Source organism: Pseudomonas sp. AC016 (assembly GCF_979253365.1).
Map to the genome: position 1 here is coordinate 4,838,880 of NZ_CEEDCC010000001.1, position 23,712 is coordinate 4,862,591.

General features: G+C 57.3%; 22 protein-coding genes and 2 tRNA genes. 15 read left to right on the top strand and 9 right to left on the bottom strand.

The window, feature by feature from the left end; genetic code table 11:
- Positions 1-50: 50 nt before the first annotated feature.
- The 4 genes from AC0IXS_RS21845 to AC0IXS_RS21860 form a co-directional block, all read right to left on the bottom strand.
- Entirely contained in the window at positions 51-1,382 is a 1,332-nt protein-coding gene (locus AC0IXS_RS21845; RefSeq protein ID WP_057410969.1) for a virulence factor family protein, read from the bottom strand.
- Entirely contained in the window at positions 1,382-4,024 is a 2,643-nt protein-coding gene (gene mprF / locus AC0IXS_RS21850) for a bifunctional lysylphosphatidylglycerol flippase/synthetase MprF (protein WP_004879119.1), read from the bottom strand. Before mprF ends, AC0IXS_RS21845 begins: the two co-directional genes overlap by 1 nt.
- Before the next feature lie 351 nt (positions 4,025-4,375).
- Positions 4,376-4,452, bottom strand: a tRNA-Met gene (locus tag AC0IXS_RS21855).
- Positions 4,453-4,648: 196 nt separating this feature from the next.
- Positions 4,649-4,725, bottom strand: a tRNA-Met gene (locus AC0IXS_RS21860).
- Positions 4,726-4,986: 261 nt separating this feature from the next.
- Between AC0IXS_RS21860 and dinB the strand changes: the two genes are divergently transcribed.
- Positions 4,987-6,048 carry a DNA polymerase IV gene (dinB, locus tag AC0IXS_RS21865; protein ID WP_004879122.1) on the top strand — a complete coding sequence of 354 codons (1,062 nt, stop codon included), beginning with the start codon at positions 4,987-4,989 and terminating at the stop codon, positions 6,046-6,048.
- A 33-nt stretch (positions 6,049-6,081) separates the two neighbouring features.
- On the opposite strand, the gene AC0IXS_RS21870 is transcribed toward dinB, so the two are convergent.
- The 4 genes from AC0IXS_RS21870 to AC0IXS_RS21885 form a co-directional block, all read right to left on the bottom strand.
- Positions 6,082-7,038 carry a hypothetical protein gene (locus AC0IXS_RS21870; protein WP_057410970.1) on the bottom strand — a complete coding sequence of 319 codons (957 nt, stop codon included), beginning with the start codon at positions 7,036-7,038 and terminating at the stop codon, positions 6,082-6,084.
- 68 nt (positions 7,039-7,106) lie between these two features.
- Positions 7,107-8,822: a proline--tRNA ligase gene (locus AC0IXS_RS21875; protein WP_025994457.1), complete on the bottom strand. Its 1,716-nt coding sequence runs from the start codon at positions 8,820-8,822 to the stop codon at positions 7,107-7,109.
- Positions 8,823-8,993: 171 nt separating this feature from the next.
- Positions 8,994-10,337: an OprD family porin gene (locus AC0IXS_RS21880; protein WP_191957145.1), complete on the bottom strand. Its 1,344-nt coding sequence runs from the start codon at positions 10,335-10,337 to the stop codon at positions 8,994-8,996.
- A gap of 131 nt (positions 10,338-10,468) precedes the next feature.
- Complete coding sequence (locus tag AC0IXS_RS21885; protein WP_161987326.1) at positions 10,469-10,615, bottom strand: hypothetical protein; 147 nt, start codon at positions 10,613-10,615, stop codon at positions 10,469-10,471.
- 691 nt (positions 10,616-11,306) lie between these two features.
- Here AC0IXS_RS21885 and AC0IXS_RS21890 point away from each other — a divergent pair.
- The gene (locus AC0IXS_RS21890) at positions 11,307-11,732 is read left to right on the top strand and encodes an HIT domain-containing protein (RefSeq protein ID WP_004879130.1); all 426 of its coding nucleotides are present in this window, start codon (positions 11,307-11,309) and stop codon (positions 11,730-11,732) included.
- Positions 11,733-11,734: 2 nt separating this feature from the next.
- A complete protein-coding gene (locus tag AC0IXS_RS21895; RefSeq protein WP_004879131.1) occupies positions 11,735-11,941 on the top strand; it encodes a SlyX family protein in 207 nt (68 codons plus the stop codon).
- 59 nt (positions 11,942-12,000) lie between these two features.
- Here the strand turns inward: AC0IXS_RS21895 and AC0IXS_RS21900 are convergent, their stop codons facing one another.
- The gene (locus tag AC0IXS_RS21900; RefSeq protein WP_122667630.1) at positions 12,001-12,606 is read right to left on the bottom strand and encodes a cold-shock protein; all 606 of its coding nucleotides are present in this window, start codon (positions 12,604-12,606) and stop codon (positions 12,001-12,003) included.
- Between the two features lie 459 nt (positions 12,607-13,065).
- Between AC0IXS_RS21900 and AC0IXS_RS21905 the strand changes: the two genes are divergently transcribed.
- The 12 genes from AC0IXS_RS21905 (at position 13,066) to tolB (ending at position 23,698) form a co-directional block, all read left to right on the top strand.
- Positions 13,066-13,539: a Dps family protein gene (locus AC0IXS_RS21905; protein WP_004879132.1), complete on the top strand. Its 474-nt coding sequence runs from the start codon at positions 13,066-13,068 to the stop codon at positions 13,537-13,539.
- A gap of 326 nt (positions 13,540-13,865) precedes the next feature.
- Positions 13,866-14,210 (top strand): ribbon-helix-helix domain-containing protein, encoded by a 345-nt coding sequence (locus AC0IXS_RS21910; RefSeq protein WP_057408873.1) that lies wholly within the window; start codon positions 13,866-13,868, stop codon positions 14,208-14,210.
- Positions 14,211-14,499: 289 nt separating this feature from the next.
- Positions 14,500-16,275: an aspartate--tRNA ligase gene (gene aspS, locus AC0IXS_RS21915; RefSeq protein WP_025994454.1), complete on the top strand. Its 1,776-nt coding sequence runs from the start codon at positions 14,500-14,502 to the stop codon at positions 16,273-16,275.
- A 113-nt stretch (positions 16,276-16,388) separates the two neighbouring features.
- On the top strand, positions 16,389-17,135 hold the full coding sequence (locus AC0IXS_RS21920; RefSeq protein WP_057408874.1) for a YebC/PmpR family DNA-binding transcriptional regulator: 747 nt from the start codon (positions 16,389-16,391) through the stop codon (positions 17,133-17,135).
- Positions 17,136-17,263: 128 nt separating this feature from the next.
- Positions 17,264-17,788, top strand: coding sequence for a crossover junction endodeoxyribonuclease RuvC (ruvC, locus tag AC0IXS_RS21925; protein ID WP_004879140.1), 525 nt, complete (start codon positions 17,264-17,266; stop codon positions 17,786-17,788).
- Positions 17,789-17,894: 106 nt separating this feature from the next.
- Entirely contained in the window at positions 17,895-18,503 is a 609-nt protein-coding gene (gene ruvA, locus AC0IXS_RS21930) for a Holliday junction branch migration protein RuvA (RefSeq protein ID WP_004879141.1), read from the top strand.
- Positions 18,504-19,562, top strand: coding sequence for a Holliday junction branch migration DNA helicase RuvB (ruvB, locus tag AC0IXS_RS21935; protein ID WP_029241678.1), 1,059 nt, complete (start codon positions 18,504-18,506; stop codon positions 19,560-19,562).
- Positions 19,563-19,698: 136 nt separating this feature from the next.
- Entirely contained in the window at positions 19,699-20,166 is a 468-nt protein-coding gene (gene ybgC / locus AC0IXS_RS21940; RefSeq protein WP_004879146.1) for a tol-pal system-associated acyl-CoA thioesterase, read from the top strand.
- Entirely contained in the window at positions 20,156-20,851 is a 696-nt protein-coding gene (gene tolQ, locus AC0IXS_RS21945; RefSeq protein WP_043305411.1) for a protein TolQ, read from the top strand. Before ybgC ends, tolQ begins: the two co-directional genes overlap by 11 nt.
- 14 nt (positions 20,852-20,865) lie before the next feature.
- Entirely contained in the window at positions 20,866-21,330 is a 465-nt protein-coding gene (gene tolR, locus AC0IXS_RS21950) for a protein TolR (RefSeq protein ID WP_002554654.1), read from the top strand.
- Positions 21,330-22,400 carry a cell envelope integrity protein TolA gene (tolA, locus tag AC0IXS_RS21955; protein WP_057408876.1) on the top strand — a complete coding sequence of 357 codons (1,071 nt, stop codon included), beginning with the start codon at positions 21,330-21,332 and terminating at the stop codon, positions 22,398-22,400. Before tolR ends, tolA begins: the two co-directional genes overlap by 1 nt.
- Positions 22,397-23,698 carry a Tol-Pal system beta propeller repeat protein TolB gene (tolB, locus tag AC0IXS_RS21960; RefSeq protein ID WP_004879154.1) on the top strand — a complete coding sequence of 434 codons (1,302 nt, stop codon included), beginning with the start codon at positions 22,397-22,399 and terminating at the stop codon, positions 23,696-23,698. The genes tolA and tolB overlap by 4 nt, the downstream gene beginning before the upstream one ends.
- Positions 23,699-23,712: the final 14 nt, after the last annotated feature.

The window sequence follows — 23,712 nt, forward strand, 5'->3', positions numbered from 1 at the left end:
CCGGCGACCTCACGGTGCCGGGATTTTTTTTGGCTCTGATAGCTGACCGGTTATTGAGCGCCGGTCTTGCCCTGACGCTTGTTGATGGCGTCGATCAGGCGTTTGGCCAGAGCAGGGTAGTCTTCATCGAAGTGATGACCACCGGGCAACTGGACCGCTTCACCCACTGCTGTGGTATCGGTGCAGCCGCTGTCCTTCTTCTCTTCGATGCCATAGACGCAGAACACCTTGGCGGCAGGCAGCTTGGCCATTTCCGGTCCGGTGGTCGCTTCCTTGCCTGCGTTGCCCAGCCAGCCATCCACGTGAATCTCGAAACTGCCCGAGCGGGCGAATGCCAGCAGGATGATTGCGTCTACGCGGTTCTGATCTTCCGTTGCCAGACGGTTGTAGATCGCAGGCATGACGTCAGCGCCGAACGAGTAACCGGCAAGAATGAAGCGTTTGGTGCCCCATTTCTGACGGTAGTGGTTCATCAGGTCGGTGAGGTCAACGGCGGTCTGCTCGGGCGTCTTGTGCTCCCAGTAGTAACGCAGCACGTCGATGCCGACCACCGGATAGCCCATTTTCGCCATGTCGCCTGCGACGACCTTGTCCAGATCGCGCCAGCCGCCATCACCTGACATGAACAGCGTGACGGTGTCGGATGGTTGGCTGGCCGGTACTTCAACGACTGGAATACCCAGACCCCCGCTGTCGTTTTCACCCAGCAGCAGATGACGCAGTTCGGTGTTCAGAACCTGTGGCAACGGGATATCGTAGTCGCTGATGCTGGTATCGGCGTTGGTCTGATCCCTTACGAACGCTGCGCTCGGGTCATCCGGCGCGTCATTCCAGGCCGCCAGCCAGTGGCCATGCGGCGCTTTCTGCGGCAGCGGCACGTCACAGATGCGTGGCGGCGTGTCGCCTTCGTCCACCACAGGTGGCGGATTGGACACATGCTCCAGGGCGAAACCCACGGATATGGCCTGAGCCTTGTCATCGGTCTGTCCGGCCAGCCAGCGCCAGGCCAGAGTTGCGCCGGGGCCTATGCCGCCGACGACCAGTGCAGGACCGTCGAGTTTTTCGAGGGCACTCTGGAACGTCTTCTGCTGCATGACGCAATCGTCTTTCGGCAGAACAACCTGAACGATGCGCGCCGAGGCGTCTTTGCTGATGGCCAGCAATTGCTTGTCGGTGAGCATTTCCTCGGCAGTAACAGCCAGTGCGATTCGGGTCTTGATGCTGGTGGCCGGGGTCACGCTGGTCAGCGCGGCCCCGTCATCCAGATTCGAGTGCTCAAGTGTGGCGGGTGGAGCGGGGCGGTTCCAGATCCAGACTCCCAGTGCGACCAAAAGAAGAATTACCAGAGCTGCGAGCAAAAGGCGCCAAAAGCGTCGAATCATCAGCGTTTCACCAATCCAGTCAGGCCGCCCGCAATCAGGGCGGCAGTGTCAGCCAGTGCCACGAGCGGATCGAGTCCGGCAGGCACGGCCATATAGCGAGGTTCCCAGTCGGGCTGGAACTTGTCCTTGAAGCGGCGCAGCCCCTGGAAGTTGTAGAGCTGTTCTCCACGGCGGAAGATCATCGAGCCCAGACGCTGGGTCAGTGGTGCGCCGCGTCTCGGCTGCAGGCCGGACAGCGGCACCATACCCAGGCTGAAGCGGGAATAGCCCTGCGCCTTATAATGCAGAATCAACCCGACCATCATGAATTCCATGGTCAATTTGGGCGCGTCCGGATGCGAGCGCATCAGGTCCAGACTGGCCAGTTCGTGGCTGGTGGTTTCCAGCAGGTTGGAAAACGCCACCGGCTTGCCCTGGAAGTGAACGATCGCAATGCGGAAGTACTTGAGGTATTCGGGGTTGAAGCGTCCCAGAGAAAAGCCTTTCTCTCGCACATTCTTGCCGGTCAGCCAGGCATCGGAGATCGCTTTGAGTTCATCGATTGGCGCTTCGCCCTGCTCGTAGATCTCCAGCGAAAGACCATCACGACCACCACGGTTCCAGGTGTAGCGCAGGTCTTTCATCTCCTTGCCTTTGGCTTCGATATCGAACTTCAGCAGGTTGACTCGTGCTTCTTCGCCCAGCTTGATCGCGGTCAGCCCGATGTCCATGTAGAACGGCAGGTTTTCAGCGCGTACCTGATAGAACACGGGGCGTGCATGGTGAACATCGCACAGGTCACGGAATTGCCAGATCAGCTCCGCGCGCTGTTGTGTCGGGCCGATAGGGTCATAAAGCGCGACGAGACTGCGGCCGCGGTGCGAATACATCAGGAAAGCGTTGCCAGCCGGATGAAACAGGATGGCCTTGTCGCCGGTCAGTACCAGGCCGCCGTCCGGCTGGCTGGAGGCTTTGAGAATCTCTGCCGCCTTGTCCAGGTCGGCTGCGTCAGGCAGCTTGATCACGGGGCGTGCAGTGCGCAGCAGCCAGGTCAGGGAGACCACCACCAGCAGAACCGCGCTGCCCAGCGCCGAGCGCAGGCCGCGAGGGGCGTCGGCGTCCAGTGTGAACTGCCACCACAACTGGTGGCTGTAAGGCACGTCCTGATAGGCAAACAGCAGCAGCCAGATCGACGCACCGACCACGCAGACGCTGGCGATCAGGTAGAGCGGAGAAAACGGCACTTCCAGAAGACGGCTCGGGCGATAGAACGAGCGGCGGAAGGTCATCAGCAGGACCGCAGTCAGCAGCAGAAGGCTGGCTTCTTCCCAGTCGAAGCCCTTGAGCATCGACAGCACGGCACCCACCAGCAACAGGATCACGGTGAGCACCCATGCAGCGGACAGTCGTCGGCGCAGCCCTTGCGCCAGCAGCAGGCAGAGTACGCCGACCAGGCTCGCACCGAAGTGCGAAGCATCGATCAGGCGATGGGGAATCATGAAGCCGACGTTTTCCAGTCGGGTGTCGATTTCAGGGGTGGCACCAGAGAAGAGCAGCACCACCCCCGACAAGAAAACCAGTAGTGCCAGGATCGGCGCCGCCAGACCTGAAGCGACGCGCATCGCCTGTCGGGTCGGAAGCAATCGTTGGGCTTCGGTGAACAACAACGTCAGGCACGCCAGCAGCAGCGGCAGCACGACGTAGATCAGGCGATACAGCAACAGGGCGGCCGCCAGAGGCGCAGCGCCCAGCTCATTGGCAAACGCAGCCAGCAGAATCGCTTCGAAGACGCCGACGCCACCGGGTACATGACTGAGTACGCCAGCGGCGAGCGCCAGCAGGTAGATCAGCATGAATGCACCCAGCGGAGGTGCCTGGGGCAGCAGCAGGTAAAGCACCAGAGCCGCAGCGGCCACGTCCAGCGCGGTGATCACCAACTGGATCAGGGTCAGACGCAGGTTCGGAAGGCGCAGGGTGCGACGACCAAGGCGTACCAGAATGTTGTGGGGGATATCCTGTTCCGGCAGGCGACGGCGATAAATGGCGACCGCCAGTAAAATGCTGCCGACCAGCACCGCAGTCGCAATGACCGCGAGAACTTCGACGGGAAGCTTCAGTGCGAGCGATGCGCCGGACAGGTTGCTCAAGGTCGCCAGCGCAGCGAGTGGCGGCAGCGCACAACCCAGCGATAGGCTGGCGAACACGGTCATTCGGGCAATTTCAATCGCGCCGATACCATGTCGCGAGTACAGGCGATAACGGACCGAGCCGCCAGACAGCATCGACAGACCTACCGCATTGCCAATCGCAAACGACGTGAAACCACCGAGGATCAGCGTTTTGGTTGGCAGGTCGACGTTGGCATAGCGACTGGCCGACAGCTCGTAACCCATCAGGATGACGTAGCCGATTATCGCGGCCAGCAGCGCGCCGCCCAGAGAGGCCAGGGGCACGGCGAACAGGGAGTCGTGCAGCGCGTACCAGTCCATCTCGATGAGCATGTGCCGGCAGGCGATCAATGCCAGACCGAACAGCAGCAGCATCACAGCCAGCCCGATAGGCTGGCGATACTTGCTCAGCAACTCGCGCCACTGCAGGCGTGCGGGTTTGCCAGGTTGGTCGGCATTCACTGTTTCATTGGAATCTGACGTGTTGTCGCGCATCAATCACTCCTTGGATCGTGCGCGACAGGATGGAGGTATACAGCCAAGTTACCAATCCCTACGCAAAAAATATTTCAGGATGTTAGCGCGTCAACGCCTAACGAGCGAATAGCGAATAGAACGGGTCAATGCTGTTCAGCCGTGATTCAGGTCTGATTCAGCTTAGCCATAAGCCTATCGGCCGCATGTGAAAAAACTGTCGTAAATGGAAACATTACGTGACGTTCGTGATGATAGGGCTTCAGTGTCTGGAGCAAATAGTCTTTTTTGTCAGACAGTTACTGATATGGAGGAGGGGTTTTTCATCAGGCACAAAAAAGGCCGCTCTTTCGAGCAGCCTTCTTCGATGTTTGGTTGCGGGAGCCGGATTTGAACCGACGACCTTCGGGTTATGAGCCCGACGAGCTACCAGACTGCTCCATCCCGCGTCTGTGTGGCGGCATTCTACAGCCGAACGACAAAGTGTCAACCCTTAATGCTCGAAAGCTGAAAATAACCTCGCTTAATGCTTGGATCCACCTACGCGTTCCGGGCTGGCCCAGCTCTTCTATATAGAAGCAGGAGGCGACGCTTTATGAGCGCGCACAAAAAAGGCCACTCTTTCGAGTGGCCTTTCTTGATGTTTGGTTGCGGGAGCCGGATTTGAACCGACGACCTTCGGGTTATGAGCCCGACGAGCTACCAGACTGCTCCATCCCGCGTCTGTGTGGCGGCATTCTACAGAGAGTTGCCGGGGTGTCAATGATTAGTTTCAAAAAAGTGCTTCTCCTTCAAGTGGTTAGCGAGGCGAAGCGGAGGTGTGAACGACCTTTGACGCCCGGCCCGCCGGGCTTCGGGTGGTGTTTGCCTACGAGCAGCGATGCAAATGCGGCCTTTTCATCGCGCATTTTCAGGACGTGCGTGTCACACGTTGATAGCAGTGAGATACTGCCCGACCATGGATATCAAAATCTCATCAGGTCATGACGCAGCGCAAAATCATCCACATCGACTGTGACTGCTTTTACGCAGCCATCGAAATGCGCGACGACCCGAGTCTGGCGGCCAAGCCTTTGGCGGTAGGGGGCTCGGCAGAGCGGCGGGGGGTTATCGCTACCTGCAATTACGAGGCGCGTGCGTACGGTGTGCGTTCTGCCATGTCCTCTCGACATGCCCTCAAGCTCTGTCCGGACCTGACCATCGTCAAGCCGCGTATGGATGCCTATAAAGAAGCATCGAAGGAAATCCAGACGATATTTCGCGATTACACCGACCTGATCGAGCCGCTGTCTCTGGATGAGGCGTTTCTGGACGTATCCGATGCGAGCCACTTCTCGGGGAGTGCGACGCGCATTGCTCAGGATATCCGGCGCAGGGTTTCGAATCAGCTGCACATCACCGTTTCGGCGGGCGTTGCGCCCAACAAGTTTCTGGCCAAAATCGCCAGCGACTGGAAAAAGCCGAATGGGCTGTTTGTCATCACCCCGGATCAGGTCGAGGATTTTGTCGCATCGCTGCCTGTCAACAAGCTGCACGGGGTGGGCAAGGTCACGGCCGACAAGCTGGGGCGTCTGGGAATTGTCGACTGTGCGGATCTGCGCAGCCGCAGCAAGCTGGCGCTGGTGCGTGAGTTCGGCAGTTTCGGCGAACGGCTCTGGAGTCTTGCGCATGGCATCGATGACCGGCCTGTGCAGAATGACAGTCGGCGTCAGTCGGTCAGTGTCGAGAATACTTACGACAAGGATCTGCCTGATCTGGCCAGTTGCCTGGAAAAGCTGCCTGCCTTGCTGGAGACATTGACCCACCGCATGGCGCGAATGGAAGGCCAGTACCGCCCGGGCAAACCCTTCGTCAAAGTGAAATTCCACGACTTCACTCAGACTACGCTGGAGCAGACCGGCGCGGGCAGGGATCTGGGCAGTTATGAGCAGTTACTGGCGCAGGCTTTCGCGCGGGGTGGGAAGCCGGTTCGGTTATTGGGCGTGGGGATGCGCCTGCACGACTTGCGTGCAGCCCACGAGCAACTGGAATTGTTCACGCGCTAACAGGCGGCTCCGTGCGATCACGGAGCCCAATGCTCATTGCGCTTGTGCAGGAACCGCAACCAGGCGACCAGCATCCCTGGCCAGCGACTTCAGAAACTCGTTCTGCAGCTGTGGATCATTGCGCGTCAGTTCGATGAGGCTCTGTTCCAGTTCACTGGCTTCTTCTTCAAGACCAAGATCCGACAGGCGCTTGACCCGATGCACCCACTGGCTTACTTCGTCGTCTTCCAGATCGTCGTAAATCAGCGCATGTGCTTCCAGGAGTTTGCCGCGCAGTGAGTGGCTGATTGGCAGACTCTCATTGGCGTGTGCGTTGTCCTGTTCGTCTTCCACATTGATATAGATACGAGTGACACGGCTCAGGTCCTGTTCTGCGAACGGGCTGTCCAGCAGATTGAGCCTCAGTACGCCGTTGCGGTCTGTGGCCATCTCGTGGGTTTCGTTACCCGTCTTGACCATGACCGAGCGCTCGCTCCACGGCAGGGTGGAATTCTCGATGCGCTTGTCTTTCTGAATCTCATCGATACCCGCCAGGTTTTGCTCGGCGCGACCATGCGAGGGCGCGTTCATGAACGGGTTCATTCCGGCAACGCCGTAGCTGATCCAGTCCTTGGTCACGCTTTCCGGCAGACTGCCCAGTGCGAAGACATTGACCACGTTGGCGCCCAAGCCAGCCACGACTGCGACTGCACCGAGCGGGATTTCATAGATCTCCCGCCAGGGCTGATAGGGCGTGTAGCGGTCGTAATGGCGTGTGACTTCGAAGTCGGTGACCTCGAACGACTTGTGTTCGTGGATACGCACACGTCGTTGCGGCAACTCCAGTGTCTTGGGTTCGCCGATATCGACCTGCAAGGTGTGTTCAAGCAGTTTTCGCTCGACACGTTCCTCATGTTCGCTGCGCTGTGACAACTGATTGGCACAGCCACCGACGAGGAAAGTGCCGCAGAGAACGGCGCTGCCGAGGCTTAAGGTGCTTCGTTTGAACATGGGATCTCTTGATGCGGATGGGGCCTGTGATGAGAGGCGCATCGACAGATGTCGATGCGCCTTTTGACTCAGCGTTTCACACGGCCCTGAATGAACGACAGCACGTCAGCAACTGCAAGGGCTTGCGGTTGCGACTCGGTACGGCTCTTGTATTCCAGATTCCCTTCGGCCAGACCGCGATCACTGACCACGATGCGATGCGGGATGCCGATCAGTTCCATGTCTGCGAACTTGATGCCTGGGCTGGTTTTCTTGTCGCGGTCATCGAGCAGCACTTCAAAACCGGCGGCTTTCAGCTCGGCGTACAGTTTGTCTGTCGCTTCACGTACGGCGTCGGTTTCGTAGCGCAGCGGGATCAGGGCGATCTGGAACGGTGCCAATGTATCGTTCCAGATAATGCCGTTCTCGTCGCTGTTCTGTTCGATGGCCGCAGCAACCACGCGGGACACGCCGATGCCATAGCAACCCATGGACAGGTTGACCGGCTTGCCGTTCTCGCCCAGTACCTGGCACTTCATGGCTTCGCTGTACTTGGTGCCCAGCTGGAAGATATGACCGACTTCGATGCCGCGCTTGATTTCCAGGGTGCCCTTGCCGTCCGGGCTTGGATCGCCAGCAACCACGTTGCGCAGATCGGCAACGGCCGGAACCGGCAGATCGCGCTCCCAGTTGACGCCGAAGTAATGCTTGTCGTCGATGTTGGCACCGACACTGAAATCGCTCATCAGCGCGACCGAGCGATCGATGATGCAAGGCAGTGGCAGGTTGAGCGGGCCCAGTGAGCCTGCGCCTGCACCGATGGCATCACGCAGTTCGGCTTCGGACGCCATGACCAGAGGGTCTGCGACCTGCTCCAGTTTGGTGGCCTTGATTTCGTTGAGTTCGTGGTCGCCACGAATGATCAGTGCAACCAGCTTGCCTTCTTCGGCAGCATGCACCACCAGGGTCTTGACAGTCTTTTCGATCGGCAGATTGAAGCCTTCGACCAGTTGCGCGATGGTCTTGGTGTTCGGTGTGTCGACCAGGCGCAGCTCTTCGGTCGGAGCAGGGCGCGACGTTTCGCGTGGCACCGCTTCGGCTTTTTCAATGTTGGCGGCGTAGTCGGAGCCATCACTGAACACGATGTCGTCTTCGCCGGATTCGGCCAGTACGTGGAACTCGTGCGATCCTGCACCACCGATCGAACCGTTATCCGCCTCGACCGGGCGGAATTTCAGCCCCAGGCGGGTAAAGATATTGCTATACGCCTGATGCATGCGGTCGTAGGTTTCCTGCAACGAAGCATGATCGGCGTGGAACGAGTAGGCGTCCTTCATGACGAACTCGCGACCGCGCATCAGGCCGAAGCGTGGGCGGATCTCGTCACGGAATTTTGTCTGGATCTGGTACATGTTGATCGGCAACTGCTTATAGCTGTTCAGCTCGTTGCGGGCCAGATCGGTGATGACTTCTTCGTGGGTCGGGCCCAGGCAGAAATCACGGTTGTGGCGGTCAACAAGACGCATCAATTCAGGGCCGTACTGCACCCAGCGGCCGGACTCCTGCCACAGTTCTGCGGGCTGAATGCCCGGCATCAGGATTTCGAGTGCGCCTGCAGCGTCCATCTCCTCGCGAACGATGGCTTCTACCTTGCGCAGCACGCGAAGGCCCATCGGCAGCCAGGTGTACAGGCCGGAGGCGAGCTTTCGGATCATGCCGGCGCGCAGCATCAGCTGATGGCTGACCACGACCGCATCGGAAGGGGTTTCTTTCTGTGTGGCGAGCAAAAATTGACTGGTGCGCATGGTTGGCCGTTGTCGGTTGCTGAGACTGGAAATGACTCGGGATTGTACGGTGATGTGCCGGTGGCGTACAGGGCAGGGCGGTCGTTCGGGGTGTACGGCCGAGCTTTCGCGTAGGTAAGAAAAAGCCCGGCATGGGCCGGGCTTTTCGTATTGCCGAGTGCAGGACCGTGATTACAGGATCGAAATCGGGTAATCGACGATCAGGCGGAACTCGTTGACGTCGCCTTCGCCCTGGTCGGCGTTGGCGCGGTGCCATGCCTGACGCATGCGGAACGACAGATCTTTTGCAGGTCCGGTCTGTACGACGTATTTGGCTTCGAGGTTGGTTTCGAAATGTTTGCCATCGGCACCGTAAAGTGGGGAGCGGAGTAGATCAGATTTGCGGTAAGGAGAATCTGCGGCAACATTGGTGCCGTCGATATCGGTACCACGGATGTAGCGAGTCATGAAGCTCAAGCCTGGAACACCGTACGGAGACATGTTCAGGTCGTAACGGACTTGCCAGGATTTTTCGCCTGGACCGTTGAAGTCGGAGTACTGGATCGAGTTGTTCAGGAAGATCGAGTCGCCACCGCGGTTGTTGTCGCCGATACCGATGTAGTCAAACGGGGTGTCACCATGAATCTTCTGGAACGCGAGGGTCACGGTATGTGCCGCCAGGAACGAGTAGGCAACCGACCCCGAGAATGCAGTGTTACTGATCGAGCCGGCTTCAGCGCTGCCTTCATCTACGGTGCGATAGATGTTCGCATCGAAAGCTAACGACTGACTGTCGCTCAGAGGAAGTGCGTAGTTCAGGTTACCGTAGTATTGGTTCCAGATGTCTTCGAGCTTGGCTGCATAGAACGCTACGCCCAAGGCGTCGGTAATTGCATACTTGCCGCCTGCGAAATCGGCGCTTTTGGCTTCTACGCCAGCGTAGGTGGCGAAGATACCGCCGCTATGACTTGTATCGTCCTGGCTGGTACCCGAGTAGAAATGGCCGGCTTCCAAGTCAAGACCTGAGATTTCGCTGCTCTGCAGGCTCAAGCCGCTCGCTGTTTGAGGCAGCAGACGTGAGCCGCCAACGGCAAAAACAGGGCTCGTCGGCTGCATGTCGCCGATTTTCAATTCTGTTTTCGATACGCGGAATTTTACTGCCCCACCGACTTTGCCTTGAGTTTCTTCATTTCTTTCATTGGAGTCTGTGACGAGGTTACCTGAACCCGAATACTTGTCAGGACCCCACAACTTCAAGCCGAAGTAGCCGAACGCCTCGACGCCGACGCCAACGGTGCCCTGGGTGTAGCCAGAGCTGAAGTTGGTCCACAGGCCCTGGGTCCAGTCACGATCGTCTTGATTGCCGTCTTTCTTGTCACGGTTGTAATAATAATTGCGCAACTTCAGGTCGAGCGTGCTGCCGTCGACAAAACCCTTGGCTTCAGCCTGATCACTGACGAACGGTGCCGCTGTTGCCAGTTGGGCGCTGGCTGCGGTAACGGCCAGTGCGATTGCGCTCCACTTCATCACTCTCATCGTGATTGCTCCTTTGGTTTTTAGAAGGTACTCAAGCCGTCCCACCTGTTTTTTTATCTGGGCGGCCTTTTCTATTTTTATGTCGGCGGAAAAACTACCTCACGCTGACGATGCTTGCGATAGGTGCAGCCCTATCCTTTCAGAATCTTTACGGCGGTGTTGCTGAGTGCGTCATCCTTGTTGGTGCTTCCCTTGAGCTGTTTCGGGCTGTTCCAGGCAAAGGCTTCAAGGAGAGGCTCTGCGCGGTTTGGCTGGTCGACAGCGTCATTGCGCGGCACGAACTGTTTTCCCTTGGTCGGTTTCGCTTCTGTTTTCCGCCAGAAGCATCGTGACCATATGGGTGATATAGCAACAAGCGTGCACAAAATTCCGTCGAATGAAAAAAAATTGTGAAAAATCAGAATCAGCGTCGACTTTACGCTGTATCCGATTGTTTTAACGTAAAAATTTCCATAAGAAAATTTTCACATGCAATGCCCGGCAGGTATCAGGTTAGCCGCAGGGCCTGGATTTGTTACCGTTTCCCACCCGTATTTGTGTAAATCGCGCACCCTCAGTGTTGGCGACGCAACATCAGTGTGTGGTTTTGGTGCACTGGTCGATGCGACTGCCTGACTCTGGAGCGACGCTTGTGCACGGTTCATGGTGATCGAGACCCTGTTTCATTTTCATGACCCGGATTCAGGTTTTTGAGCGATCAAAGCAATTCAAGTGATAGGTATCCCTGCACCCAGCGCTGTTCCTGAGGCTCGCACGCGGTTCAATTCAGTGCGGTTTCAAGGATTTCAGCTTCATTCTGGTGCGAGCGGGGCCGGGGCGTGGTCAGCCGTTGTTCACTGCGTCGGTAAGATGCTGCGACCGACACGGGGTGAAGCCTTGCCCGATCACGCGTATCCTTTCAAAAACGTCAGGCATCCTGCTGTCACAGGGCAGGGCGGCTACCTAATCTGGCAATCAGGAGCTTTTATCGTGTTCGTTCTGGATTCACGTCTGCTGCAAGACACCCGGCCCTTGGGCGACTTTCCGCTATGTCGGCTTTTGCTCTCCAATGACTCGAACTACCCGTGGTTCATTCTTGTGCCTCGTCGCGCCGACATCAGTGAGGTATTTGAGCTTTCCGCGCAGGATCAGCTGCAGCTCTGGCAGGAAACCACCACTCTGTCGAAGATTCTCAAGGATCTGTTCAGCGCTGATAAGCTCAATGTTGCAGCGCTTGGCAATGTCGTCAGCCAGCTCCATATGCATGTCATCGTGCGTAAGCGCGACGATGCTGCCTGGCCTGCACCAGTGTGGGGCAAGCATCAGGCGGTTCCTTATACGGATGAGGCGTTTGCTGCCATTCGGGAAAGGCTGAAGCCTGTGTTGACTACTGATTTCCGATTTGAGGGGGAATAATCATGAACCTTGATGAGCGAGTCATGGAGCTTGAGAGCCGTCTGACCTTTCAGGACGATACCATTCAGGCATTGAATGACGTGCTGGTGGCTCAACGGCGCGAGCTTGACCAGTTACAACTGCAGATGACCGCTATGCTCAAGCGGCAGGAGGAGCTGGGCAATCAGTTCGAAACCTTCGAGGAAGATGCGCCACCACCTCATTACTGACAGGCATAAAAAAACCGCGGCCTCTCATGGAGGTCGCGGTTTTTTATCGCCGTTGGAAATCAGCGGCGAGGCAGAGCTGCGATAACGTCTTCGGCTTGCAGGCCCTTGTCTCGATTCATCACCGAGAACTCGACGCGCTGACCTTCGACCAGCACGCGATGACCTTCACCGCGAATGGCGCGAAAATGCACAAAAATATCGTCGCCGGAATCACGTGAGATAAAACCGAAGCCCTTCGAGGTGTTGAACCACTTCACGGTGCCGGTATCACGGTTACCCATGTCATGGCTCTGTGGTGCGGGCGAAGGGGACGATCTGTAGAAGCTCACCCCAAGGTGCAGGGCGACGGCTACGATGGCGGTTACCAGGCCGGCAATGATCGCTGGCTGGCCTGCTATATATTGCAGTGGAACAAGTAGCGTGAGGATTTGCAGCACGACGGCAAGAACAAGCAATGCACTGACCAGATTTTGCAGTGTGTGACGGGTGCCTCGATTCCAGTAGGGAATTACCGGAGCGAGAATCAGGTTGAGTAGCCCCAGAAAAGCCAGAAAAAGCGCGTCAGGCTGTTGCAGGTAGGGAGCGACCGCTTCGCTACGCAGGCTGGGGATGAAAGAAAGCAACAGGGCTGTTGCTCCCGTTACCAGGTGGACAATTTTCAACATTTTTAAAAAGCTCACAGGTCAAGAAGGATTACAAGAAATAGCGGGTAACGCCCGGTACGCTTCTGAACAGGAGGAGGCGTGATACACGAGCGAGGGGCCAGCCTATGCGCCAAGCAGGATGACAACGCTTCAGCGACACGCGGTGTATTTAACAGCAAAGCCCGATGCTACTCAAATCAGTCGTTTACGCAGTCAAAAACAGCGTGTGGGCCGCAGCGCGAGCTGCATCATCAGCCCTCCTGCAAGTGCCGGAGCAGAGCCTTCGAAGGGCTTTCCAGCGGGTTTGGCGCTTCTGGCTCTCGCGGGTGTCATGAAAAGGCCTGGCTGACGCCTCCGGTATTTCTCCTGCGCGTACGTCGGCGTTGGGCTGCGCGTCGACAGAAAGCTGCACGGCTCCTCTTCTCTTGATAGAGTAGCGGCTGTTACTGCTTTCCAATCCTCACTAAAAGGACATGAAACATGGCAATCGATATTGGTATCAGTGAAGAAGATCGCAAATCGATCGTTGACGGTCTTTCGCATCTGCTCTCGGATACTTATGTGCTCTATCTCAAGACCCACAACTTTCACTGGAACGTCAGTGGGCCAATGTTTCGTACGCTCCATCTGATGTTTGAAGAGCAATACAACGAACTGGCTCTGGCAGTCGACTCCATCGCCGAGCGTATTCGTGCGTTGGGTTTTCCTGCGCCGGGTACTTATTCGACCTATGCGCGTCTTTCTACCATCAAGGAAGAAGAGGGCGTGCCAAGTGCTGAAGATATGATCAAAAGTCTGGTTCAGGGTCAAGAGGCTGTTGTCCGCACGGCACGTAGTATTTTTCCGTTGTTGGATAAAGTCAGTGATGAACCTACTGCGGATCTGTTGACGCAGCGCATGCAGGTTCATGAAAAAACTGCATGGATGTTGCGCTCGATGCTTGAGTCGAAGTAATGATATCGGCGAGTGGTACCCTGTGCCGCTCGCCAGCATCACCCTCTACGCTACCTCCTCTGCGTCTGGGTCACCTGCCTTCGGTGTGACCGATTCCGTTTTTTCTTGCAGTCATATAACTATCAAGGGCGTCCAAGGCGGCGTATTGAGTTATCGCTGTTGCACGTCTTGATATTCCTTAGTCTCTTGTAGTCATGTCCTACGGTGAGCAAGTACAACCGCTGCTGGATATAAATTCATGGATCGGGCTTTATAGGTCAGGTAGTCACTTGTTTATAAATGTTTCCCTTTTTCTGTTCCGAATTTAACTAACAGAGGTTATTAAGATGATGGCACACGGTGTCGAACGCGAGGTCAAGGATTTAAGTCGTCATGCGACGATACGCGATGATCCTTTTGTCGAGGATTTCAACATGACGCTGGCTCAGCCCCATTCCAAGTCAGTCCGGCTCAACGGTCTGGCAACGTGTCTGCGGCTCGAGAACGTGTACTGGAACATACTGTCCGGTATTGCGAACTCCAATAACTGCTCGGTGAATGCCGTGCTTTCCTATATTGATAGAGAGGTTCATCTGCGCCATGGTGGTGTAAAGAATTTCAGCGGTCTGATTCGCGTCGTCTGCGTGGCGCATCTCCTGAAGACCGATCGTCAGGGCATCTACCAGGCCTAGCTTGACCCCCTCATTCTGCGGGCTCGCCTCTGGCGGGGCCGCGCCTTCCCGGTGTCGCGAGCGAACCGCTTCAGCGCACGGGGCAGCCACGAACTTATCCTGACGGGATAGGTTCGTTCGGCTGCACGGCATCGATTAACTCTATATAATCCTCCGCCTTGCTAACGGGCATGACTCTGCGTGGGCGAGGGCTGGCTTGAACTGTGTGCCGGTGCCTTGCACTATTGAGCGCAAGCCAGGAGCGAAAGCCCCACCGAATTTTCGAATTACGAGAAGTGAAACCACCATCATGATGCGCAGCCATTATTGCGGCCAACTGAACGAGAGCCTGGAAGGTCAGGAAATTACCCTTTGCGGATGGGTCCACCGTCGCCGTGACCATGGAGGCGTTATCTTTCTCGATATCCGCGACCGTGAAGGCATGGCTCAAGTGGTGTTCGACCCTGATCGTGCAGACACCTTCGCCGCTGCCGACCGTGTTCGCAGTGAATATGTGGTCAAGGTTGTCGGCAAGGTCCGTGCGCGTCCTGCCGGTGCCGTGAACCCCAACATGGCCTCGGGCGCCATCGAAGTGCTGGGCTATGAGCTGGAAGTGCTGAACGAGTCGGAAACCCCGCCGTTCCCGCTGAACGAATACTCCGATGTCGGCGAAGAGACCCGCCTGCGGTATCGCTTCATCGACCTGCGTCGTCCGGAGATGGCTGAAAAGCTGCGTCTGCGTTCGCGCATTACCACCAGCATCCGTCGTTATCTGGATGACAACGGCTTCCTCGATGTCGAGACGCCGATCCTGACGCGTGCCACGCCGGAAGGCGCTCGCGACTATCTGGTCCCGAGCCGCACACACCCGGGCAGCTTCTTCGCGTTGCCGCAGTCGCCTCAGTTGTTCAAGCAACTGCTGATGGTTGCCGGCTTCGACCGTTACTACCAGATTGCCAAGTGCTTCCGCGACGAAGACCTGCGTGCCGACCGCCAGCCGGAATTCACCCAGATCGACATCGAGACCAGCTTCCTCGACGAGAAGGACATCATCGGTCTGACCGAGAAGATGGTTCGTCAGTTGTTCAAGGAAGTCCTTGATCTGGAATTCGGCGAATTCCCGCACATGACCTTCGAAGAAGCCATGCGTCGCTATGGCTCTGACAAGCCGGACCTGCGTAACCCGCTTGAACTGGTCGACGTTGCCGATCAGCTCAAGGAAGTCGAGTTCAAGGTATTCAGCGGCCCGGCAAACGATCCGAAGTGCCGCATTGCTGCGCTGCGTGTTCCGGGCGGGGCGAGCATGCCGCGCAAGCAGATCGACGATTACACCAAGTTCGTCGGCATCTACGGTGCCAAGGGTCTGGCGTACATCAAGGTCAACGAGCGCGCCAATGGCGTGGATGGCCTGCAGTCGCCGATCGTCAAGAACATCCCTGAAGCCAACCTCAACGTGATCCTTGATCGCGTCGGTGCGGTGGATGGCGATATCGTGTTCTTCGGTGCTGATAAGGCCAAGATCGTCAGCGAAGCGCTGGGCGCACTGCGCATCAAGGTCGGTAACGATCTGAAACTGCACACCTGCGAATGGGCTCCGATGTGGGTCGTCGACTTCCCGATGTTCGAAGAGAACGACGACGGCAGTTTCACCGCGTTGCACCACCCCTTCACTGCACCCAAGTGCACGCCTGAAGAGCTGGAAGCCAACCCGGCCACTGCGTTGTCTCGTGCCTACGACATGGTTCTGAACGGCACCGAGCTGGGTGGCGGTTCGATCCGTATCCATCGCAAGGAAATGCAACAGGCGGTATTCCGTCTGCTGGGCATCGCCGAAGACGAGCAACAGGAGAAGTTCGGCTTCCTGCTGGACGCTCTGAAATACGGCGCGCCACCGCACGGTGGTCTGGCGTTCGGTCTGGATCGTCTGGTGATGCTGATGACTGGCGCTCAGTCGATTCGTGAAGTCATTGCCTTCCCGAAAACCCAGAGCGCTGCGGACGTCATGACCCAGGCGCCGGGTGTCGTTGACGCCAAGGCCCTGCGTGAACTGCACATTCGCCTGCGCGAGCAGCCAAAGGCCGAGTGATGCCGGGCAGGGCGTATCCTGGATACGCCCTGCATTGCCCGAATCGAGTGAAACTTTTTGCCAGTTGCATGGGCGAAAGGTGAAGGTGTTTCGAAAAGAATCTGGAGCGAGAAATGGCAGGTCATTCTAAGTGGGCGAACATCAAGCACCGCAAAGAGCGTCAGGATGCCAAAAAAGGCAAGATCTTCACCAAATGGATTCGTGAGCTGACCGTTGCCGCTCGTCAGGGTGGCGGCGATCCGGGCTCCAACCCGCGTCTGCGTCTGGCGCTGGACAAGGCGCTTGGCGCGAACATGACCCGTGACACCATTGATCGTGCTGTGGCGCGTGGCGTGGGCGCTTCCGATGGCGATGATGTCGAAGAGCTGGGTTATGAGGGCTACGGCCCGGGCGGCGTGGCTATCATGGTCGAAACCATGACTGACAACCGCAACCGGACTGCCGCCGCTGTGCGTCACGCGTTTACCAAGTGCGGTGGCAACCTGGGCACCGACGGTTCCGTTGCCTACCTGTTCGACCGCAAGGGGCAGATATCCTTCGCTGCGGGTGTCGATGAAGACGCCTTGATCGAAGCGGCAATGGAAGCGGATGCCGATGACGTCGTGACCAATGAAGACGGCTCCATTGATGTCTTCACATCCTTTTCCGGGTTCTATGCCGTGCGTAACGCGCTGGAAGCAGCGGGTTTCAAGGCGTCGGATGCGGAAATCGTCATGCTGCCGACCACCAGCGCCGTGCTTGATCTGGAAACCGCTGAAAAGGTGCTCAAGCTGATCGACATGCTTGAAGACCTGGATGACGTGCAGAACGTCTATTCGAACGCAGAAATTTCGGACGAGGTCATGGAGCAACTGGGCTGACTATCGTCAGACAAGCTGCACTGGAAGCCGGGGGAACGAAGCCGTGAGTGATTGCGGCTATCGGCCTCCGGCTTCTGCCTTTATGCTGCGCTCATTGTGTTGCGTCACCTTTTCTTGCTGCAGGCGTTATGACTCTTATTCTTGGTATTGACCCCGGTTCGCGAATCACAGGCTACGGCGTGGTGCGTGACACCGGCCGCGGCTGTGTCTACGTGGCGTCGGGCTGCATTCGCACCGGCAGTGGCGAGCTGCACGAACGGCTGCAAATCGTCTATCGCGGTGTTCGTGAGGTGATCAAGACCTATGGCCCCGTGACGATGGGGATCGAAAAGGTCTTCATGGCGAAAAACGCCGATTCCGCGCTCAAGCTCGGCCAGGCCCGGGGCGCGGCCATCGTGGCGGGAGCCGAAGAAGAACTCGAGATTGCCGAATATACGGCGACCCAGGTCAAGCAGGCTGTGGCCGGTACCGGTGGTGCCAATAAAGAGCAGGTGATGATGATGGTCATGCATCTGCTCAAGCTGACTCAAAAGCCACAGATAGATGCTTCCGATGCGCTGGCCATTGCGTTATGCCATGCGCATACCCGTTCCAGTCTTCTTCCTCACGGTTTGAGCACGGCACGTAGCCGGGGCGGCAGGCTGCGTCTGTGACTGCATCATTCGCACGCATTTTTTTACTTGCAGGGCTGGCTGGCTCTGTGATGATTGTTCCCAACTTTTTCGCGCAAGCGACAGGCAACACGAAAGGATCTGAAACGTGATTGGACGTTTACGCGGCTTTCTAGCCGAAAAACAGCCTCCGCATCTGGTGCTGGACGTCAATGGCGTCGGTTATGAGCTGGAGGTGCCGATGACTACGCTGTACCGGCTACCCCACGTCGGTGAGCCCGTGACCCTGCATACGCATCTTGTGGTCCGAGAGGACGCGCACCTGCTGTATGGCTTTTATGAAAAGCGCGAGCGCGAACTGTTTCGGGAGCTGATCCGTCTCAATGGCGTCGGCCCCAAACTGGCACTGGCATTGATGTCCGGTCTTGAAGTCGATGAGCTGGTACGCTGCGTTCAGGCTCAGGACACCTCGGCGCTGACCCGCATTCCTGGTGTCGGCAAGAAGACCGCCGAGCGGCTGCTGGTAGAACTCAAGGATCGCTTCAAGGCCTGGGAGTCGCTGCCCGGCACGTTCACACTGGTTTCCAGTGGTCCGAATCAGGCTGAACCCGTGGCGTCGGCCGAGTCCGATGCGGTCAGTGCGTTGATATCGCTGGGCTACAAACCTCAGGAAGCAAGCAAGGCCGTTTCCGCCATCAAGGAAAAAGATTTGAGCAGTGCCGATCTCATCCGGCGTGCATTGAAGGGGATGGGCTAAGTGATAGATGCCGACCGTTTGATAACCGCTACCGGCGGGCGTGACCGCGACGAACAGCTGGACCGTGCGATTCGCCCGCTCAGCCTGGCCGACTACATTGGTCAGCCAACGGTTCGCGAGCAGATGGAGTTGTTCATCCAGGCTGCACGAGGGCGCAATGAATCTCTGGATCACACTCTGATCTTCGGGCCTCCGGGTCTGGGCAAGACCACACTGGCCAATATCATTGCTCAGGAAATGGGGGTCTCGATCAAGAGCACGTCCGGGCCGGTCCTCGAAAGGCCCGGTGATCTGGCCGCAATTCTCACCAATCTTGAACCCAACGACGTGCTTTTCATCGACGAGATTCACAGGCTGTCGCCCATTGTGGAAGAAGTCCTGTACCCGGCGATGGAAGACTTTCAGCTGGACATCATGATCGGGGAGGGGCCTGCTGCACGGTCCATCAAGCTCGACCTGCCGCCGTTCACGCTGGTTGGTGCGACCACCCGTGCGGGCATGCTGACCAATCCGTTGCGTGACCGTTTCGGTATCGTCCAGCGTCTGGAGTTCTACAGCATCGCCGATCTGTCGACGATTGTGACCCGTTCAGCCGGCATTCTGGGGCTGGTCATCGAGCCTGAAGGCGCGTTTGAAATTGCACGTCGTGCCCGTGGCACTCCGCGTATTGCCAACCGCCTGCTGCGCCGTGTGCGTGACTTCGCCGAAGTGCGCGGTAACGGGCAGATTACCCGGCAGACCGCCGACAAGGCCCTGAACCTTCTGGACGTTGACGAGCACGGTTTCGACCATCAGGACAGACGCCTGCTGTTGACCATGATCGAGAAGTTCGACGGTGGTCCGGTGGGTGTCGACAGTCTCGCGGCGGCCATCAGCGAAGAGCGCCATACGATTGAAGACGTACTGGAGCCCTATTTGATCCAGCAAGGCTATATGATGCGCACACCGCGCGGCAGGGTCGTGACCCGTCATGCCTATCTGCACTTCGGTCTTAACATCCCTTCCCGGATGGGAGAGCTGCCGGCCGCCGAGGAATTTATCGATGATCCGGCTGATTAAAATGTGACGTCATGCAATTTAATCGCCGTCTGTGTGTCACATTGCCAGTCTCTTGGGTGTTACAGGCGGTGAGCGGCAAATCGTTGAAAAACAGTTGCCTGACCCGATTGGCAACGTGAGGAGTAAGCACTAGAGTATGCGCGCGCAAAACGGGGTTCAGTCGTTCGCACATCGCTGTCGCGTTTATTACGAGGACACCGATGCTGGCGGCATCGTCTACTACGTCAATTATCTGAAATTCATGGAACGGGCTCGTACCGAGCGGCTGCGCGATCTTGGTTTCGCCCAGTCAGCAATGGCGCAGGACAACCTGCTGTTTGTCGTGCACTCCAGCGAAGCGCGTTATCACAAGCCGGCGCGGCTGGATGACGAATTGCTCGTCAGTGCACAAGTAACCGAATTGAACCGTGTCAGCCTGCGCTTTCAACAGCAAGTCAGGCGGGCGTCGGATGCAACGCTGCTCTGCGAGGGGCAGTTCTTGGTGGCGTGTGTAAGCGCCGATAGTTTGAAACCCCGGGCCATTCCCGAAGCTCTGCGAGCGGCCTTTGCCGATCAGAGCGGCGCGGGCACACATTCAGAGCAGGAGATAAAGCGTGGAAGCTAACGTCGTCGACCATTCCTCCATGTGGAGTTTGGTCAGCAATGCCAGCATTGTTGTTCAGTTGGTGATGCTGATTCTGGTGGCCGCCTCGGTCACTTCATGGATCGTGATTTTTCAGCGCAGCAACATGCTGCGTGCAGGTCGGCGTGCACTGGACAGCTTTGAAGAGCGTTTCTGGTCCGGTATCGATTTGTCCAAGCTTTACCGTCAGGCAGGCAGCAATCCTGATCCTGACTCGGGCGTCGAGCAGATCTTCCGTGCAGGCTTCAAGGAGTTTTCCCGTCTGCGTCAGCAGTCAGGTGTCGATCCTGATGCGGTGATGGAAGGTGTGGCCCGTGCCATGCGTGTTGCCATTTCCCGTGAGGAAGAAAAACTTGAGTCCGGTCTGTCGTTCCTGGCGACCGTGGGTTCCACCAGCCCGTATATCGGTCTGTTCGGTACCGTCTGGGGGATCATGAACTCCTTCCGTGGTCTGGCAACCGCTCAGCAGGCGACTCTCGCCACTGTTGCGCCAGGCATTGCCGAAGCCCTTATCGCAACAGCCATTGGCCTGTTCGCGGCAATCCCGGCCGTTATTGCCTACAACCGTTTCTCCGCGCGCAGCGAGACTCTGATCAGCCGTTACTACACGTTCGCTGAAGAGTTCCAGGCCATCCTGCACCGTAAAGTGCACACCAGCGAAGAGTGAGCAGGTAATTCCCCATGGCTTTAATCGCTCGAGATCGACGCAGAAAACGCAAGCCGGTCGCCGAAATGAACGTAGTGCCCTACATCGACGTGATGCTGGTGCTGCTCGTGATTTTCATGGTGACGGCTCCCATGATCAACCAGGGCGTGAAGGTCGACTTGCCCAAGGTCTCCAGCGAGGCTTTGCCGCAGGACAACAACAATCAGGTCCTGACCATTTCGATCAAGGCTGACAAGACCTATTACTGGAACCTTGGCAGCGAAGTCGATACCGACAAGCAGATGGACAAGGCAATGACCTTGCCGCAGCTGACTGCCGCCGTCACCAAGATCGTCGCTGCCGGGCGTGATGCCGGCAAGCAGACGCAGGTGTTCATCCGTGGTGACAAGACCGTTGATTACGGTTCGGTCATGGGCACGATGGGTGGGCTGCAGAAAGCCGGGGTCGGGAATGTTGGCTTGATTACCGAGGCGCCCTGATGCAGCCGATTCGAGAGCCGTCTGCCTCGGAAAGCTATTTCTGGCCCAGTGTCTGGGCTGTGGCGTTGCACATCCTGATTTTTGGCATGCTGTTCGTGAGTTTTGCCATGACGCCCGATCTGCCTGAAGCCAAGCCTATCGTTCAGGCAACGCTCTATCAGCTCAAGTCCAAGAGTCAGGCGACGACCCAGACCAACCAGAAAATTGCCGGCGAGGCGAAGAAGACCGCTGCACGACAGACTGAAGTCGAGCAGCTGGAGCAGAAGAAAATCGAGCAGTTGAAACAGGAAGCTGTTAAAGCTGCGGAACAAAAGAAAGAAGAGTCTGCTCAAAAAGCGGAAGAACAGAAGGCAGCGGACGAAGCCAAGAAGGCCGAGCAGAAAGCGGAAGAAGCCAAAAAGGCTGACGACGCCAAGAAAGCTGATGAGGCCAAGAAGGTCGCCGACGCCAAAAAGGCTGAAGAGAAACAACTGGCCGACATAGCCAAGAAAAAAGCCGAAGACGAAGCGAAGAAGAAAGCCGAGGAAGACGCCAAGAAGGCTGCTGCCGAGGAAGCCAAGAAGCAGGCTGCTGACGAGGCCAAGAAAAAGGCCGCAGAAGACGCCAAGAAGAAGGCTGCCGAGGACGCGAAGAAGAAAGCCGCTGCCGACTCCGCCAAGAAAGCGCAGGAAGCTGCCCGTAAATCTGCTGAAGACAAGAAGGCGCAGGCACTGGCCGATCTGCTGTCCGACAAACCGGAACGGCAACAGGCTCTCGCAGACGAACGTGGCGACGAAACCGCTGGCAGCTTCGACGATCTGATTCGTGTGCGTGCATCCGAAGGCTGGAGTCGTCCTCCATCGGCACGTAACAACATGTCGGTAACGTTGCAGATCGGCATGCTGCCGGACGGTACAATCGCCTCTGTGTCGATTGCCAAGTCCAGCGGTGACGGGCCATTTGACAGTTCTGCGGTTGCTGCGGTGAAAAACATTGGGCGTTTGACAGAAATGCAGGGTCTGAAGCCCGCTGACTTCGCTCCCTATCGTTCATTCAAGATGACATTCACACCTGGAGATCTAGCCTTGTGATCAACCTTTTTCGAGGACTGCTTTTCGTTCTCTGCTGTGCAGCCGGAGTCGCGGCCGCAGAAGAAAAGAACATTCTGGTCACCAGCGGCAGTGACCGTGCCACACCGATCGCTGTCGTACCGTTTGGCTGGCAGGGCGGCAACGTACTGCCGGAAGACATGGCGGAGATCATCGGCAATGACCTGCGCAACTCCGGCTACTACTCGCCGATCCCGAAGCAGAACATGATCAGCTTGCCGACCCAGGCCAGCGAAGTCATCTTCCGTGACTGGAAAGCACTGGGTGCCCAGTACGTCATGGTCGGCAACATTGTTCCTGCAGGCGGTCGTCTGCAGATTCAATACGCGCTGTTCAACGTGGCCACCGAACAACAGGTCCTGACCGGTAACGTTTCCGGCACCAATGACCAGCTGCGCGACATGGCGCACTACATTGCAGACCAGTCGTTCGAGAAGCTCGTCGGCATCAAGGGGGCGTTCTCGACACGCATGCTCTATGTCACGGCAGAGCGTTTCTCGGAAAACAATACGCGCTACACCCTGCAACGTTCGGACTACGACGGTGCGCGTGCGGTAACGCTGTTGCAATCCCGTGAGCCGATCCTGTCGCCGCGATTTGCGCCGGACGGCAAGCGTATTGCCTATGTGTCGTTCGAACAAAAGCGTCCGCGCATCTTCGTTCAACACATCGATACCGGTCGTCGTGAGCAGATCACCAACTTCGAAGGCCTGAACGGCGCGCCTGCGTGGTCGCCGGATGGCACCAAGCTGGCATTCGTGCTGTCCAAGGACGGCAACCCGGAAATCTACGTGATCAACCTGGCTTCGCGTCAGTTGAGCCGTGTGACCAATGACTCTTCCATCGACACCGAACCGTTCTTCGGCAAGGATGGCTCGACGATCTATTTCACGTCGGACCGTGGTGGAAAGCCGCAAATCTATAAAACCAATATCAATGGCGGTGGTGCCGAACGTGTTACGTTCGTGGGTAACTACAACGCCAATCCGAAATTGTCAGCCGATGAAAAGACGCTGGTGATGATTCACAGGCAGGACGGTTTCACTAATTTCAAGGTCGCAGTGCAGGATTTGGCCCGCGGAAGCGTAAAAATCCTCACAGATAGCAACCTTGATGAGTCGCCTACTGTTGCGCCCAACGGCACCATGGTAATCTACGCCACCCGCCAGCAGGGCCGGGGAGTCTTGATGCTCGTGTCCATTAACGGACGCGTAAGGCTCCCGCTTCCTACCGCTCAAGGCGAAGTCAGAGAACCTTCCTGGTCCCCTTACCTGAACTGACGCGGCGCTACACG